We start from the raw sequence: 14,285 nt of genomic DNA, 5'->3' as shown, positions 1-14,285 counted from the left end.
TAATGTCTGAAAAAGCGAGCAAGCATAAGTGGATCGGCGAGATCCTCAATGATCGCTATCGGATCGAAGCGCTGATTGCCTCGGGGGGCATGAGCGATGTCTATCGCGCGGTGGATATCCAGTTGGAGTCCGCCGGTGCCAGCGACTGCCAGGTAGCCATCAAAATTCTCAAGCCGGACATGCTGAATCAGGAGGGAACCCTGGGAGTTCTGGCCCGGGAAGTCGCCAAAACCCGGAGGCTGAGTCATCCCAACATCATTCGGGTGCTGGATCTGCAGCAAGATGGCGACACCTGCTTCATGGTGATGGAGCTGCTGGAAGGCGAACCCCTGAGCCGGATGATTCAGCGCTCGCGGCCAAACGGGCTGAAGTGGAAAGGGGTTCGGGAAATCATCGAGCAAATTCTTGCCGCCCTGACTTATGCCCACAAGCACAGTGTCGTACACGCGGATCTCAAGCCCTCCAATATATTCTTTACCCGCACCGGGCAGATCAAACTGCTGGATTTTGGCGTGTCAAGGGTGCTCACAGATCCGCTTCAGGAAGACTTCCTCAGCCCGGCGCGGGACGAAACGTCGGTGTACGGCTATACCCCGGCGTACTCCCTGCCGGAACTGGCAGACGACAAAGAGCCCACCAGCAAAGCGGACGTCTTTGCTCTGGCCTGTATTTGCTATGAGCTGCTGAGCGCTCAGCATCCGTTCAACCGGCAATCACTGACCAAAGAGCAACGGCAGGCAGCCCGCGTGTCGCGGCCCGGCAATATGCCTCTGAAAGTCTGGCTGAGCCTGAAACAACAGCTGTTGGGCAACCAGAACACCCTGTCTATCGACCGGTTCAAGCGGGCTATTACCCCCCTGCCCTGGGCAACAGCCGCCCAGATTACGCTGACGGTAGGCGCGCTCTCTGCCGCTGCCATGGCCTGGCAAAGCAGCCTGGCCGAAGCCGGGCTGGCCAGGCAGTCCATGAATGACCTCTCACAGCAGCAGGCATACCTTGCTTCACTGAAAGATGTCCCCCCCGCACAGCTGCTGCAAGAGGTTCAGCAGCAGCCTGAAATCGAGCGGGCGGGCTTGCTGAAACTCCGCCAGGAATCGCTGGTGAGCCATTACCTGAACCAGATCGACCAGGCACTCAAGCCAGATGCAGACAATGGCCTGCCAAACATTCCCCAAGCTCTGGATGACATCCGTAGCGCGCTGACCCTGTTTCCCAGGGATGCAGAACTGCGCAGGGTGAAGGCCCGAATTGAAGATCGCCAGATCGCTTTGCAGCAGGCGCTGGACAAAGAGATCAACTCCACCCTGACACAGGGCAACTACACGAATGCGGAAGAATCCGGGACACTGCTGAAACTGGCGCAGAATCTGGAATTTCTGGGCGGCCAGCTATCCCGGCCATCCGACACCGCCATCGCCGGTTACATGAAACGGGTTGGCAATGCACTCGATGCATTCGATGCTCCCCGGCAAGCGCACCTGCTAACCATAGGCAACCGGTTTTTTGCCCAGGTGACAGAAACCGACGAACAGCGCCTGGAGCTTGAAAAGCTCAAAGATGCAGCCAGCGCCCTGGCGCGGTACCGGGAAACCGCCAAAGAAGATGGGTTGCAACCCTTCCCCAGAGAAGCGGCACTGGCATTTTACGCGCGTAAATTCAGCCAGTGGTCGGAAAGCATCGAAGGCGCCCGTTCCAGCTCACAGTTGGATAAGGTATTCGACGACATTCAGGCACTGAAAAAACAGCTTCCGGAAGAGTTCGAAGAAGTCGTGGCGGCAGAGCGGCGACTGGCTGAATCCTATCTGGCCATGGCCGATACCCTGCTCGCCAGAAACCGCACCAGCCGGGCGCAGCCCCTGTTGAAGCGAGCCACTGTACTGATGCGATAAGCCCGGGCTACCGGCGTGGCATACGGTTACATCGCGTAGAACAGCAGGGGACCGAACGCAACCAGTACCAGCGCCATCCCCATGGCAATCAGCGGCATGATGATCCGTTCGTGGCGCTGGTAAAAGTTGCCCGGTTCCTGCTGGGCCGCAAGCACCTCGGCCTCCCCCACCACCTGCCGGGTAAGCAGGTGGTTGAGGGCAACAGGCGGGCTCAGGTAACCCAGCTCGAAGGCCACCAGGGTGACCATCCAGAAGTGAATCGGATGAATGCCACTGGCGTAGGCAATACCGGCTACCGTTGCAGTAACCAGGATCACCGCCCCGAACGCATCCATAATCATACCCAGCACCACCAGGATCAGAACCATCAGCAGCATGGCAGTCCAGGCACTGTCGAACGCCTGCGGGAACGCATCCATGATATGAGCCCGCTCGATGACACCGCCCAGGCTTACAGACAATCCCAGCAACAGCAACAGCGCTCCAATTTCTGCCGTCGTATCATTGGTGGCGCGGCGGACGCTTTGCTCCAGCCCTGGATGGTCCAGCTCACCCGACGCCCCGCCTTTGCCCTTGCGCAGGCTGATATGTTCGTATAACAAAATCGCCAGCATGATTACGGGCAATAACCGGGGTGCTGAAAACTCATCCATCGCAACGTTAAGGGCATAGCGGTAGAACAGTACCACGGCAAAACCAACCGCGAGATAGGGCGCTAATGGACGAAGCGCCCGCACCGAGGCGGGAAAGGCCTCAGCGGCAGGCGCCAGATTAAGTGGGCTTTGGCGGTTGCACACCAGGGCAACAGCGGCAAACAGGGTAGCCGTCAGCACGAATACCCAGCCGCCCCAGGCAAATAACTCGTCGGTGGTTACCTCCCGGTTCAGGTAGGCAATCACCACCACCAGCAGGCAAGGCCGCAATACCACACCCAGAGATCCGGACATCGCCGTTGCCGCCAGCGCCAGATGCCGGCGGGCACCGGCAGCCCGCAGCTCACTGTAAATCACCGCCCCGGCCGCGATCACAAAGATACCGGATGCTCCGGTATAGGCGGTGGGCACTGCCGCCACCAGCACCGCAACCACCGCCAGCAGCTCCGGCGGCATGCGCCAGGGGCGGAAAACATTAAAGACCAGGGTCGCTACCCGGGTCTGTTTCAGCATCATACCAACCCAGACATAGAGGCCAACATTGAGAAACATGTCAGACAGCTCCATCATCTTGCCCAGATATATACCAATGCCGGACGAGTGGCCAATCAGCGCAAAATAGGTGCCGGATATCAGGCACATAACGGTATACAAAGGCACAGCCAGGAGCGCTTGGGCAGGGTTGCCGCCCGCTTTCAGCCCCGCTGGCGCCCGGAACAGCCGAAACAGGCTGGCCAGGGTCAAACATGCAAACCCGGTAATCCAGAAGTTATGCAGCAGCAGTTCCCCGGCCGAAACCGTGGTGCTGCTCGCCAGACTGGACTGGCGGAAAATCACCGACGAAGCAAACAACATCGCATTGGCGATCGTCTGCAGGGTATGGGATACCACATGATCCAGACGGGTTTCCATGGCGCGCATGGCTATATGGTGGCGCGTCAGCGTTGCCGTCACCGCACAGAGCATAACCAGGATCACCAGCAGATATCGCTGTGCCGTCAAGCCAAATGAGATCAGGTCGGCCACAAAGAGCTCCAGAGACCGATAGATCCTGACTCCGGGCGTCAGGCTGCCCTGCAATTGCTGATAACCCACATGGGCTGCCCGGCAATCTGCCAGCGCACGCTCGACAGCCACCCGCACTTCAGCCGGATCTTTATCGTACTCGCCCAACAACGCCGCCATGGGGTCGTTTGCCGGGGGCGCGAGTGCCAACTCACGCGCAACCTCTGCATCTACATCCCGGTTCGGATTGCACTCCGGCACCTCCGGATCCATTCGCAGCTTGTAATAGCCACTCCAGAGCTGTTCTCCGGCCTGTAGCATCTGGTTATGGATGTCACTGCTGGTGGAAAACAACACCACGGCCAGCAACAACAGGCAGGCTGGCAGAGACGACAACCACTCCAGGCCAGTGCGATGCACCCTACCCTGAATCATGAGGCAATACTCCAGTGCCTGAGAATTTACAACAGATCGTCCAGATCCATGGTTTCAACCGGTGCCTGCGAGTCATCCCAGAAGCTTCCGAACTGACCCATTGGCGTTCTATGCCCGGTATGTTCCACCCAGAGCCGGTCGGATATGGCCACCAGCATATTGGTTGCCATGGCATCGACGAACCGCCACTGCGGGTCTGCAGGTTGCTGATCCAGAGACGCCGCGTGATCCCGGATAACCGACTTCACCAGAGGCTCATCACTTTTGTTCAGGGCGGCAATAGCCTGGAACACATGACCAAGGCGCACACCCGCAGCCTTACCCTGGCCAGCAGCAATATCCAGGCGCTCAAACGCATCCTCACCCTGAGGCTGGGTGCCGGGCACCATCGACCAGACTGCCGCTCTCAGCGCCATCGGAGCCCCCCACCACTTCTTGTTGTCGAGGCAACGGGCAGCGCGACCAACCACCGACCCGGTATTGAATGGAACGCCTTCAGAACTGGTGGACTGGATCTGAGCATTCAGCGCCTGCAAGCCGGACAGCAGACCCGCCATATACATAAATTCGTCCAGGTCATCGTCAAAATCCGGGCATTCGCTGCTATCAGGGTTGCCGTAAAACCGGTTGTGATGCTGCCAGCCTTTCAGATAACGGCGGGCTGCCAGTGCATGGGCCCGCTTTTGCCGGATGTATGCATCCTCTGCGGCGGTTGCCTGCATGGCATGCATCGCCGACAACGCCTGCAACTCGTGCTCTCTGGCCTGCTCTTCGGCACAGGTGCCGGATGAGAGATACAGCATAACGGCCAACTGGTCGGGCTCGCTGGTAACCCGCCCGAACGACATCAGGAGGGGGGCGGTGGCTTCACTCATGGAACAGCCCATGGCAAGATCGTCGGTCTGCAGCAGATACGGCACGGTATGATCCCGGGAAAAACCCTGCATCACATCGCCTGTTGTTTTGTAGAGCATCTGGTTCATGGCGCCACAACCGGCCAGTGCCACACTGGCAAAAACCGTTGCCAAAGTGCCCCGAAGCCCTGAGCTGATGCGCGCGTTTCCTCGCCAGCCTGTCATAGTGTCTTACCCGTTTTTTGTTGTCGTAGAGGGGTAACAGCCGGGCGCAGCGGCCGAATGTTACCTTTTGTAAGCGGGCTCTATTATGGCCAACTTGGGCTCAGGTTTATGAGACATCGCCCGCAAAGGCAGTGTCAGTCCGGGTTGCGTTGCGGAAGTAAAGCCACTATAGATTGCTGGAGCCAGTGCCGGATGCCAGGGCCGAATATCGCACGCAGCGGCAGGCTCTGAATAACAACAGAACCGTCTATCGGGAGTAAGCCCATGAGAAAACCTGAACTTGCCGCCGCCATAGCCAGCCAGACCGGGCTCAGCCGGGACAAAGCCGGAGAAATCATCAACGCCTTCACCGATCAGATATCCGCGGCCGCAGCCCGTGGCGAAGACGTGAGCCTGATCGGCTTCGGAACGTTCAACATTCGCAGCAGAGAAGCACGAAGCGGGCGCAATCCCCAGACCGGGGCTGCCATTCAAATTCCAGCCAGCAAAACCGTCGGCTTCAAGCCGGGCAAGGCTTTCAGGGAAGCGCTGGACTGATCGAGCCGCCGGTCTGCAGAACGCAGGCCGGCAAGGTCATCAGGATGCACATTCCGGGCGGGTGCCGTCTGTCCGGCATCGGGTGGCTTTCATCAGCCGTATGGCCCGTTCGTCGTATACGCCCTCTTCCAACAGCGACAACCGAACCTGGCGGAGCATTTTATCGTACTCGGCCACATCCTCCCCGGGCGGATGCATCCAGACGCTCTCCGGAATCCCAGCCTCGGCTTCGGCAATAATGTCGTATGCCTGATCGATGCGCTTGATGGATTCATCACGAACCATCTGCCCGGCGGCATCCGGAAAGCGATCCCGGTGCAGAATCACCTGGAAATTCATATAGGCAATGGCGTATTTGAACACGCCACCCCGGGTATTCACGCCCTTGTACAACTCCAGAGGCTGATATGCGACCGCAGGCGCGTAAGCCAGATCCACACTGCCGTTATTAAACTTTCCGGCAAAATTGGCGGAGTTGGAGCCCACCACAGACGCCCCCACATGGCGCACCATACGCACCGAGGCACTGTCGTAGTCCAGCGTGGCAATTCGCTTGCCCTGCAACTTGTCGACAGAATCGATCGCCCGATCCCGGGTATAGAGGTAAATCGCACCCGCCGGAAACACGCCCGCCACTTCGTAGGGGCCGTCAATCAAAAAAGGCCGGGCCTTGGGCTGGCTCAGGGTGTTGTAAAGCAGTCGCATCTCCTGCTCGCCCGGCACCGCGCCCATTGCTTCAAGGCTTCCGGTAAACTTATTGAACTCCCTGGCCCGTGTCCCTGTAAGCAGTACCGCATCACACTGCCCTGCCTTGAAATCCTCCGCGGCTACTTTTTCATCGGTATACGCTCTCAAGTCGAGCCTGATACCCTGTTTCAGGGCCACTGGCTGAAACTCCCGGGTAATGGCGAACAGCGGCCCGCTGGCACCGACCGGATCAAACACACAAAAGCTGCGCTCCAGAATATCGCCCTGGGCAACAGACACGGAAGGTAACACCAGACTGGCGCAAAGTGTGGCCAGCAGCGTAAGCGGGCGGAGAAGGCGGATGGTTGGCACGGCATGGCTCCTGATTGTTATTGTCGGGCCGGTGATACTGTACAGGATCGACCGATACCCCGTTGTTCCGGGATGATCCTGAATACTCAGGGTTCAGACGACAGGATACGTTGGCTCAGGTGCCGGTTTTCAAGAAATTTCAGTGCCAGGGGCGGATTCTGTGATGATGTCGACAGGGGTTGGACAACCCCTGCCGCATTTTTGTGCTGGCTCAGGCACTGCGCCAGGCGGGCTGCCCTTCTACCAGGGTCAGGGTCACCACCCCGGGTAATGCCCGGCCGATAACCGGAGCATGCTTACCCACCGACAACAGGCTTTCCGCCGACGGTTGCCATCGCGCTTGCGGATCAAAAAGGCACAGGTCGGCCGGAGCGCCTTCCCGGATGTCCGCCTCGCGGCCAAGAATGCCTGCCGGACCAGACGTCAGGGAGCGCAACAGGTCAGCAAGTGCCAACTCACCACGCTGAACCAGCTCCAGCCCGAGAGAGAGCACCGTCTCGATGCTCGACAACCCAGGCTCCGTCGCGGGCAGCGGCGCTTGTTTCGCAGCCGAATCATGGGGCAGATGCTGGCTGGCAATCGCCGCGATCGTGCCTGCCCGAACACCGGCGAGCAGAGCCTGGCGGTCGGCCTCGGATCGCAGCGGTGGCCGCACGTGGAAACGGCTGTCGAAGCCAGCCAGTGCCGACTCGGTGAAACACAACTGGTGCATGGCCACATCAGCCGTCACCGGCACACCCCGCGCTCGGGCATTGGCAATCATATCGACACTTCGGGCGCAGGATATCTGGCTCAGGTGGAGGTGAACACCGGTTTCCTCCGCCAGCAACAGCATTTCCATAACCGCAGCCGTTTCTGCCACTTCAGGAATGCCCAGCATGCCCAGCCGGGTGGTTACCTGTCCATCGTGGGCGTAACCATCTGCCGCCAGGGAACTGTTCTCCGGGCTGAACATCACCGTCAGATCAAAGGTTTTCGCATAGGCCATGCAGCGGCGCAGAATCCGGGCGTTGCGCACGCCGCGGGAGCCATTGCCAACGGCCACGCAGCCCGAAGCTTTCAGCCCGGCCATATCGCTGAGGAGTTCCCCCTCAAGCCCCCGGGTGATGGCACCGATAGGCAGAACCCTCACTGCACCTCGGGCCTCTGCACCGTCCAGAATGAGATTGGTGACGGCGCTGGAATCGTTTACTGGTGACGTTTCCGGCGATGCGCACACGGTGGAAAAACCTCCACGGGCCGCTGCTCGGGTTTCCGACCTGATATTGCCCTTCTGGCCGTTACCCGGCTCCCGCAGATTGCAACAAAGATCGATGAAACCAGGCGCAATAATCTGGCCGCCAGCGTCCAGAGTGTCGCCCGCCTCGTGAATACCCGCACCCAAGGCGGCTATCCGGCCATCGCGGATCAGCAGGCCCGGGTTGTCAACCAGACCACGCTCACTGTCGTAAAGCTGGCCACCGGTTATCGTCAGGGCAATACCTGCCCGCTGTTCTTTCGCGCTCATGCCCGCCCCTCCTGTTGCCCAGCCAGCTTTTGCTGACGCTCCGCCATCTGCCCACCCATGGCCATGGACATAACCGCCATTCGAATAGCAATGCCGTTGGTTACCTGATTCAGAATCACTGACTGGGGGCCGTCGGCCACTGCTGATTCAATCTCCACCCCCCGGTTGATTGGCCCCGGGTGCATAACAATGCAGTCGGGCCTGGCCAGGGACAATTTCTCCTGGCTCAACCCGTAGAGCCGGTAAAATTCCCGTTCGCTCGGCAGCAGGGCGCCCTCCATCCGCTCTTTCTGCAGACGCAGCATGATCACTACATCCAAGTCTTTCATCCCCCGGGCCATATCGTATTCCACAGTACAGCCCAGATCCTCCACATCGAGGGGTAACAGGGTTCCCGGCGCAATCACCCGAACCTCCTCCGCGCCCAGTTCGTTCAACGCCCGGATCTGGGAACGGGCCACCCGGGAATGCAGCACATCACCAACAATCGCCACTTTCAAACCTTCAAACCGGCCCTTGCGCTGGCGAATGGTCAGCATATCCAGCATCGCCTGGGTGGGATGGGCGTGGCGGCCGTCACCCGCGTTGATAATGGCCACACCTGGGGTCACGCTCTCTGCAATGAAATGGGGAGCGCCGCTCTGCGAGTGGCGAACCACAAACATATCGCTGGCCATGGCCTCGAGGTTAAGCAGGGTGTCAGACAGGGTCTCGCCCTTGGACGTAGCCGATGTGGAAATATCGAGGTTGAGCACGTCTGCCGACAGGCGCTTGGCGGCCAGCTCAAACGTGCTTCGTGTGCGGGTACTGGATTCGAAGAACAGGTTAACGACGGTTCGGCCACGCAGCAGGGGAACTTTCTTGATGCTGCGCTCGCCCACCTCGATAAAAGAGTCGGCAGTATCAAGAATATCGGTCAGCAGCGGCCGCTCCAGGCCATCAAGCGTCAGGAAATGCCGCAGCTGACCATCCCGGGTCAGCTGCAGATGGGTCGGGGAAGGGTCATTTGCGGTCATGGTTCGCCTGTTTTCAATTAGGAAATTTTACTGTCCGGATTCCTGCAGCTCGATGGTCAGGGGCTCGGGGCCACGCAATTTCACCCGCTGGCGGGGGGCCAGTGCCAGCGTCTGACCGGCCGCATCGGGCTGAATGGGCAACTCCCGGGCGCCAAGGTCAATCAGAGTCGCCAGTATGATACTGGCCGGGCGGCCATAATCGAACAATTCGTTCATTGCGGCCCGGATGGTACGCCCGCTCATGATCACGTCATCGACCAGAATAATATCCCGGCCTTCGGTATCAAACGGAAGGCTGGACGGGGTCACGGTCGGGTTCAGGCCAATACGGCTGAAATCATCCCGGTAAAACGAGATGTCCAGCGCGCCATAGGGCTCGCTCAGCCCCAGCCGCTTGCCCAGAGCCTCTGCCACCCAGACACCTCCGGTACGAATACCGATCAGCACCGGGTTGTCGATGCCCCGTGCTTCCAGCACACCTCGCAGCCCGCCTTCCAGCGTATCGAGCAGCTCATTCATCTCCAGCAATACGGTCATTGAAGCCTCATCAAGCAGATCCACCGGTTTGTTCCCGGCACCAGGTTTCCAGTATCAGTACCGCCGCGCGGTCATCCACGCCATCACGGCCAAAATCCCGGCTGCCACCGGCCGAGAGCACATCGCCTTTTGCCTCGAAGCTAGTCAGGCGCTCGTCCACCATCTCCACCGCCACGTGGTAGCGCCCGTGCAGGCGCTTGCCGAATTTCCGGGCCCGGGCACACATGTCGTTCTCGCTGCCATCCATATTCAGTGGCAGGCCCACCAGCACAACATCAGGCTGCCACTCTGCCAGCAACTGCTGGATATCCGACCAGTCCGGGATGCCATCTCTGGCCGGTAACATGGCCAGCGGCTGCCCGCTGCCCAGCATCTCCTGCCCGGTGGCCACGCCCATGCGCCGGGTACCAAAATCAAACGCCAGAATACGCCGGTTTCCAGGTTCAGGCATGGCCTATAGAGTCACTCAATTGGTTCAGATCAATGCCCATCAGACCAAGCACAGCGGTGTAACGTTTATCGGGCGGCGTACGGAACAGAATGTCGGTGGTGGCAGGGCAGGTTAACCAGGCGTTGCTACCCAACTCGTCTTCGAGCTGGCCCTCGCTCCAGCCGGAGTAGCCCAGCGCCACGATATAGGACTCGGGCCCCTCGTCCCGGCCGATGCTTTCCAGCACATCCCGCGATGTGGTCAACAACACCTCGTCTGTCACCTGGGCAGTATTCTGCCATTGCCGTTCCGGCGAATGCAGCACAAACCCCCGCTCCGGTTGCACCGGGCCGCCGCAGTACACCGGCAAATCCAGCTCGCCACCGTGCATGTCCAACTGCTCGAGTATTTCCCCCAGATGAATGTCCAGCGGCTGGTTGATCATCAACCCCAGAGCGCCTTCATCGGAGTGCTCGCACAGATAGATAACACCACCGTGAAACCGCGGATCTTCCAGCCAGGGTGAAGCCACCAGAAAATGGTGCCTCAAACTGGCCGGTGCTTCCTGTTGTTTTGTCATCCGGATGTTAGCCCCCGCTGCTGGAACGACCAGGTGCGTATGATCTCCAGCTCGTCCACCTCTTTACGCATTTCTTCCGGGAAGGGCGCAAAGGGCGCTGCCATACGCACGATTCGGATAGCGGCATCGTCCAGCACCCGGCTTCCGGAAGACTGAAGAACCGCCACTTCCTTGATTGTGCCATCTTTCTGCAGGGAAACCAGCATTCGCAAAGTACCGTAAATGCCCGCCTGCCGCGCTTCGGTCGGATAATTGATGTTGCCCACCCGGGTGACCTTGGTAACCCAATTCTGCACATACCAGGCATTGCTGGACTTCAGGGTAGAGGCTGCGGTTACCCGCATCACCCTGGGCTTGCGGGCATAGGCCCGCTGCTGGGCATCAAAGCGGGCTTCCAGGCTGGCAATTTCGAGACTGCGCTCCATCAGGCTCTGCTTTTCGGCGCGGGGCAGGTTTTCCTGTTCGGGGGCAGTGCGCTGTTCCGGCTCCGGCACCTGGCGCCGGGCCTGGCTCTGCGTCTGGATTACCTCGGTCTGTTGCCGGGGCCGCGGCTGCACCGTAGTCTGGGGCTCTGGCTGCACCTGCACCATTTCCGACTGACTGATCTCAGCCGGATTGGGAGAAGTCATTTCCATGGCCTCTTCTTCGGTACCACTGCCCTGCTGATTGGTCTGGGCCACAAAATCAGCCTTGTCCGGGGCCTTCTCATCATCGAACCGGGACAGCGTAATTTCCATCGTCTGTGCCGACGACTGCGGCGACTCCGGTGCAAAGGTAATTCCCAGCACCACGATGGCATGAACCGCCAGCGCCATGAACAGGGTGAAGGAAAACCGGTCGAAATCGCTTACCTGGGTTGCCATAACAGTCTCTGCGTCTCCTGTCTCTGTGCGCCGATCACGCCCCGGCCAGACGGCGCTCAATGGCATCCATCAACAGACTGGAGATATCAATACCGTAGGCGGCGTCGAGCTCACGAATGCAGGTCGGGCTGGTCACGTTGATCTCGGTAAGGTAATCACCAATCACATCCAGGCCCACAAACATCAAACCTTTGGCCTTGATCACCGGCGCTACCCGCGCGCAGATTTCGCGGTCTCTTGCCGTCAGCTCACGGCCCTCGCCACGGCCACCGGCCGCCAGGTTACCCCGGTTCTCACCCTGGGACGGAATCCGGGCCAGGGCGTAAGGCACCGGCTCGCCCTCGATCATCAAAATGCGCTTGTCACCATCGGTAATCTCGGGGATGAACTTTTGCGCCATGGCCTGATGGGCACCATAATTGGTCAGGGTCTCGATAATCACCCCGAGATTGGCATCATTCGGCTTCACCCGGAAAATCGAGCGGCCACCCATGCCGTCTACCGGCTTCATGATGATATCGCCATGCTCGGCGTAAAACTCCCGGAACCGCCGGGCCGAGCGGGTCACGATCAGCGGCGGCGTCAGGTCTTCAAACTGGGTGGCAAACAGTTTCTCGTTGCAATCCCGCAGGGTGGCTGCCGGATTCACCACCAGGGCACCCTGTTGCTCGGCCGCCTCCAGAATATAGGTCGCCATCAGAAACTCCCGATCCACCGGCGGATCCTGGCGCATCAGAATTACGTCCAGGTCGCCCAGGGCACGATCCTGGCTAGCGCCAAAGCTGAACCAGTTATCTGGGTCCATGTGCACCGTCAGGCTGCGGGTGTGGGCCCGGGCCTGGCCTCCGGCAAGGTACAGATCCGGTAACTCCATGTACTCGATTTCCCAGCCCCGGCTCTGGGCTGCATGCAGCATGGCCAGAGAGCTGTCTTTCTTGAAGTGGATGTCCTGAATAGGATCCATCACGATGCCGAGCCGGATGGTCATAGAGTCTCCTGGAAATGTCGGTAAGAAAACACGAACCGGTCTACAGAGCGAACCGGTCATTAAGTGCTATGCTGAACGTTGCAGATGGTATTGTACCCGAGGTGCGATTGCATCCGGAGAAATCCTCGGGAAAATACGTGATGACAATGGCATAAGTACATTTGGTCACAAACAAATACTTTTTATCCAGCCATGGATACTCTATAAATGGGCGGGTTTGATAGAACACCGTATGAGATTGTGTTAAAACCCTCGACTGAACACAGCGAACATCGCTAGAGCGCAAGGCAGTTGGACAATGGATGACAACTTCGAAAATCTGAAGATTATGGTGATCGACGACAGCAAGACCATTCGTCGCACCGCCGAAACCCTGCTGAAAAAAGTGGGCTGTGAAGTCATCACTGCGACTGACGGTTTTGACGCCCTGGCAAAAATAGCCGATTCCGAACCGGACATCATTTTTGTTGACATCATGATGCCCCGCCTGGACGGCTATCAGACCTGCGCTCTGATCAAGAATAATTCTTCTTTCAAAAAAACGCCGGTCATCATGCTGTCGAGTAAAGACGGCCTTTTTGATAAAGCCAAAGGCCGGATCGTTGGTTCGGATCAGTATCTGACCAAACCGTTCAGTAAAGACGAACTGCTCAACACCATCCGCCAGTACATGCCGCAGGCAGAAAAGTAAGTCCTGCAGACACACAGAACCCTCGAGGAAACCATGGCTCGCATTCTGATTGTTGACGATTCTCCGACCGAAGTGAAAAAGATTTCCACTATCCTGGAAAAACACAAGCACGAGGTACTGACCGCAGACAACGGTGCCGACGGCGTTGCCAAGGCCCGTGCAGAAACGCCGGATCTGGTACTGATGGATGTGGTCATGCCCGGCCTGAACGGCTTCCAGGCAACTCGTCAACTGACCCGCGCGCCGGAAACCGCCTCCATCCCGGTTGTCATTGTCACCACCAAGGATCAGGAAACCGATCGCGTTTGGGGTACCCGTCAAGGGGCCAAAGGGTATCTGGTAAAGCCAGTTAACGAAGATGACCTGATCAAGACTATCAATAGCCTGATCGCTTAATAATAATGGAGTCTGCATGTCCGCCCAGGCCGCCCCTTTTGCCGTTCTGACGGATATCGCCCGACGCAGCCGGTCTTTGGCCGCTGGCCTGCCGGAACAGCAAGAAGCCGTTGAACTATGGAATGGCATCGGATTTATTCTTGCTGGCGAGCGCTATGTCGCCCCCATGGGCGAAGTCACCGAAATACTCCACGTCCCCCGGTTCACCCATGTGCCGGGGGTTCGCCCTTTTCTGATGGGGGCCGCCAATGTCCGGGGCCGCCTGCTGCCACTAATCGATCTTGCTTCCTTTTTCGACGTGCCCCGCTCCTCACGCTCCATGCGCGAGCGCCGGGTGCTGATTATCGAACAGGATGATGTCTTCAGTGGCCTGGTGGTCGACAGCGTGCTCGGCATGCAGTATTTCGCCAAAGATAATTTCAGGGCCACTCCGGAAGGAGTACCCGAAAAAATTCGTTCGTTTGTAACCGGCGGTTATGAACGCAATGAGGAAGTCTGGAAAGTGTTTTCCGCTGCAAGTCTGGTGGAAGATGAACGCTTTCTTGATGTCGCACAGTGGTAAGGGTGGCAGTACTGGCAGGACACACACCCTGACCAACTCCAACTCGCTACACATACTT

15 protein-coding genes are annotated in these 14,285 nt (G+C 58.7%); 5 read left to right on the top strand and 10 right to left on the bottom strand.

Annotated features, from left to right (window positions below; translation table 11 throughout):
- Positions 1 to 2 precede the first annotated feature (2 nt).
- Positions 3 to 1,889, top strand: coding sequence for a serine/threonine-protein kinase (locus C7H09_RS05715; protein WP_106761645.1), 1,887 nt, complete (start codon positions 3 to 5; stop codon positions 1,887 to 1,889).
- A gap of 26 nt (positions 1,890 to 1,915) precedes the next feature.
- Here the strand turns inward: C7H09_RS05715 and C7H09_RS05710 are convergent, their stop codons facing one another.
- Together C7H09_RS05710 and C7H09_RS05705 are read right to left on the bottom strand one after the other, a co-directional pair.
- Positions 1,916 to 3,982 (bottom strand): TRAP transporter large permease subunit, encoded by a 2,067-nt coding sequence (locus C7H09_RS05710; protein ID WP_106761644.1) that lies wholly within the window; start codon positions 3,980 to 3,982, stop codon positions 1,916 to 1,918.
- 26 nt (positions 3,983 to 4,008) lie between these two features.
- Positions 4,009 to 5,061, bottom strand: a complete 1,053-nt coding sequence (locus tag C7H09_RS05705; RefSeq protein WP_106761643.1) for a hypothetical protein — start codon at positions 5,059 to 5,061, stop codon at positions 4,009 to 4,011.
- Positions 5,062 to 5,325: 264 nt separating this feature from the next.
- On the opposite strand from C7H09_RS05705, the gene C7H09_RS05700 reads away from it, so the two are divergent.
- Positions 5,326 to 5,598: an HU family DNA-binding protein gene (locus tag C7H09_RS05700; protein ID WP_106761642.1), complete on the top strand. Its 273-nt coding sequence runs from the start codon at positions 5,326 to 5,328 to the stop codon at positions 5,596 to 5,598.
- Between the two features lie 39 nt (positions 5,599 to 5,637).
- Here the strand turns inward: C7H09_RS05700 and C7H09_RS05695 are convergent, their stop codons facing one another.
- From C7H09_RS05695 to gshB, 8 genes are all read right to left on the bottom strand, one after another.
- Complete coding sequence (locus tag C7H09_RS05695; RefSeq protein ID WP_106761641.1) at positions 5,638 to 6,657, bottom strand: putative solute-binding protein; 1,020 nt, start codon at positions 6,655 to 6,657, stop codon at positions 5,638 to 5,640.
- A gap of 211 nt (positions 6,658 to 6,868) precedes the next feature.
- Entirely contained in the window at positions 6,869 to 8,164 is a 1,296-nt protein-coding gene (locus C7H09_RS05690) for a dihydroorotase (protein ID WP_106761640.1), read from the bottom strand.
- Positions 8,161 to 9,180 (bottom strand): aspartate carbamoyltransferase catalytic subunit, encoded by a 1,020-nt coding sequence (locus C7H09_RS05685; protein WP_106761639.1) that lies wholly within the window; start codon positions 9,178 to 9,180, stop codon positions 8,161 to 8,163. Before C7H09_RS05685 ends, C7H09_RS05690 begins: the two co-directional genes overlap by 4 nt.
- A 27-nt stretch (positions 9,181 to 9,207) precedes the next feature.
- Positions 9,208 to 9,717 (bottom strand): bifunctional pyr operon transcriptional regulator/uracil phosphoribosyltransferase PyrR, encoded by a 510-nt coding sequence (gene pyrR, locus C7H09_RS05680; protein ID WP_106761672.1) that lies wholly within the window; start codon positions 9,715 to 9,717, stop codon positions 9,208 to 9,210.
- Between the two features lie 10 nt (positions 9,718 to 9,727).
- Positions 9,728 to 10,168: a Holliday junction resolvase RuvX gene (ruvX, locus tag C7H09_RS05675; protein WP_106761638.1), complete on the bottom strand. Its 441-nt coding sequence runs from the start codon at positions 10,166 to 10,168 to the stop codon at positions 9,728 to 9,730.
- Positions 10,161 to 10,727 (bottom strand): YqgE/AlgH family protein, encoded by a 567-nt coding sequence (locus C7H09_RS05670; protein WP_206074276.1) that lies wholly within the window; start codon positions 10,725 to 10,727, stop codon positions 10,161 to 10,163. The genes ruvX and C7H09_RS05670 overlap by 8 nt, the downstream gene beginning before the upstream one ends.
- Complete coding sequence (locus tag C7H09_RS05665; protein ID WP_106761637.1) at positions 10,724 to 11,590, bottom strand: energy transducer TonB; 867 nt, start codon at positions 11,588 to 11,590, stop codon at positions 10,724 to 10,726. Before C7H09_RS05665 ends, C7H09_RS05670 begins: the two co-directional genes overlap by 4 nt.
- 34 nt (positions 11,591 to 11,624) lie before the next feature.
- Positions 11,625 to 12,578, bottom strand: coding sequence for a glutathione synthase (gshB, locus tag C7H09_RS05660; protein ID WP_106761636.1), 954 nt, complete (start codon positions 12,576 to 12,578; stop codon positions 11,625 to 11,627).
- 298 nt (positions 12,579 to 12,876) lie between these two features.
- On the opposite strand from gshB, the gene pilG reads away from it, so the two are divergent.
- The 3 genes from pilG to C7H09_RS05645 are packed head-to-tail and all read left to right on the top strand — an operon-like array spanning position 12,877 to position 14,227.
- The gene (pilG, locus tag C7H09_RS05655) at positions 12,877 to 13,269 is read left to right on the top strand and encodes a twitching motility response regulator PilG (protein WP_106761635.1); all 393 of its coding nucleotides are present in this window, start codon (positions 12,877 to 12,879) and stop codon (positions 13,267 to 13,269) included.
- A gap of 33 nt (positions 13,270 to 13,302) precedes the next feature.
- Positions 13,303 to 13,665 carry a twitching motility response regulator PilH gene (gene pilH, locus C7H09_RS05650; RefSeq protein WP_011787171.1) on the top strand — a complete coding sequence of 121 codons (363 nt, stop codon included), beginning with the start codon at positions 13,303 to 13,305 and terminating at the stop codon, positions 13,663 to 13,665.
- Positions 13,666 to 13,681: 16 nt separating this feature from the next.
- A complete protein-coding gene (locus tag C7H09_RS05645) occupies positions 13,682 to 14,227 on the top strand; it encodes a chemotaxis protein CheW (RefSeq protein WP_106761634.1) in 546 nt (181 codons plus the stop codon).
- The last annotated feature ends 58 nt before the right edge of the window (positions 14,228 to 14,285 follow it).

Origin of the sequence: Marinobacter fuscus, from assembly GCF_003007675.1 — a bacterium.
Taxonomy (GTDB): Bacteria; Pseudomonadota; Gammaproteobacteria; order Pseudomonadales; family Oleiphilaceae; genus Marinobacter; species Marinobacter fuscus.
This window is presented reverse-complemented; position numbering and strand designations above follow the sequence as displayed.

Coding starts and splice junctions, on each gene's coding strand:
- C7H09_RS05715 (WP_106761645.1), top strand. CDS start 3: ATGTCTGAAAAAGCGAGCAAGCATAAGTGGATCGGCGAGATCCTCAAT.
- C7H09_RS05710 (WP_106761644.1), bottom strand. CDS start 3,982: ATGATTCAGGGTAGGGTGCATCGCACTGGCCTGGAGTGGTTGTCGTCT.
- C7H09_RS05705 (WP_106761643.1), bottom strand. CDS start 5,061: ATGACAGGCTGGCGAGGAAACGCGCGCATCAGCTCAGGGCTTCGGGGC.
- C7H09_RS05700 (WP_106761642.1), top strand. CDS start 5,326: ATGAGAAAACCTGAACTTGCCGCCGCCATAGCCAGCCAGACCGGGCTC.
- C7H09_RS05690 (WP_106761640.1), bottom strand. CDS start 8,164: ATGAGCGCGAAAGAACAGCGGGCAGGTATTGCCCTGACGATAACCGGT.
- C7H09_RS05685 (WP_106761639.1), bottom strand. CDS start 9,180: ATGACCGCAAATGACCCTTCCCCGACCCATCTGCAGCTGACCCGGGAT.
- pyrR (WP_106761672.1), bottom strand. CDS start 9,717: ATGACCGTATTGCTGGAGATGAATGAGCTGCTCGATACGCTGGAAGGC.
- ruvX (WP_106761638.1), bottom strand. CDS start 10,168: ATGCCTGAACCTGGAAACCGGCGTATTCTGGCGTTTGATTTTGGTACC.
- C7H09_RS05670 (WP_206074276.1), bottom strand. CDS start 10,727: ATGACAAAACAACAGGAAGCACCGGCCAGTTTGAGGCACCATTTTCTG.
- C7H09_RS05665 (WP_106761637.1), bottom strand. CDS start 11,590: ATGGCAACCCAGGTAAGCGATTTCGACCGGTTTTCCTTCACCCTGTTC.
- gshB (WP_106761636.1), bottom strand. CDS start 12,578: ATGACCATCCGGCTCGGCATCGTGATGGATCCTATTCAGGACATCCAC.
- pilG (WP_106761635.1), top strand. CDS start 12,877: ATGGATGACAACTTCGAAAATCTGAAGATTATGGTGATCGACGACAGC.
- pilH (WP_011787171.1), top strand. CDS start 13,303: ATGGCTCGCATTCTGATTGTTGACGATTCTCCGACCGAAGTGAAAAAG.
- C7H09_RS05645 (WP_106761634.1), top strand. CDS start 13,682: ATGTCCGCCCAGGCCGCCCCTTTTGCCGTTCTGACGGATATCGCCCGA.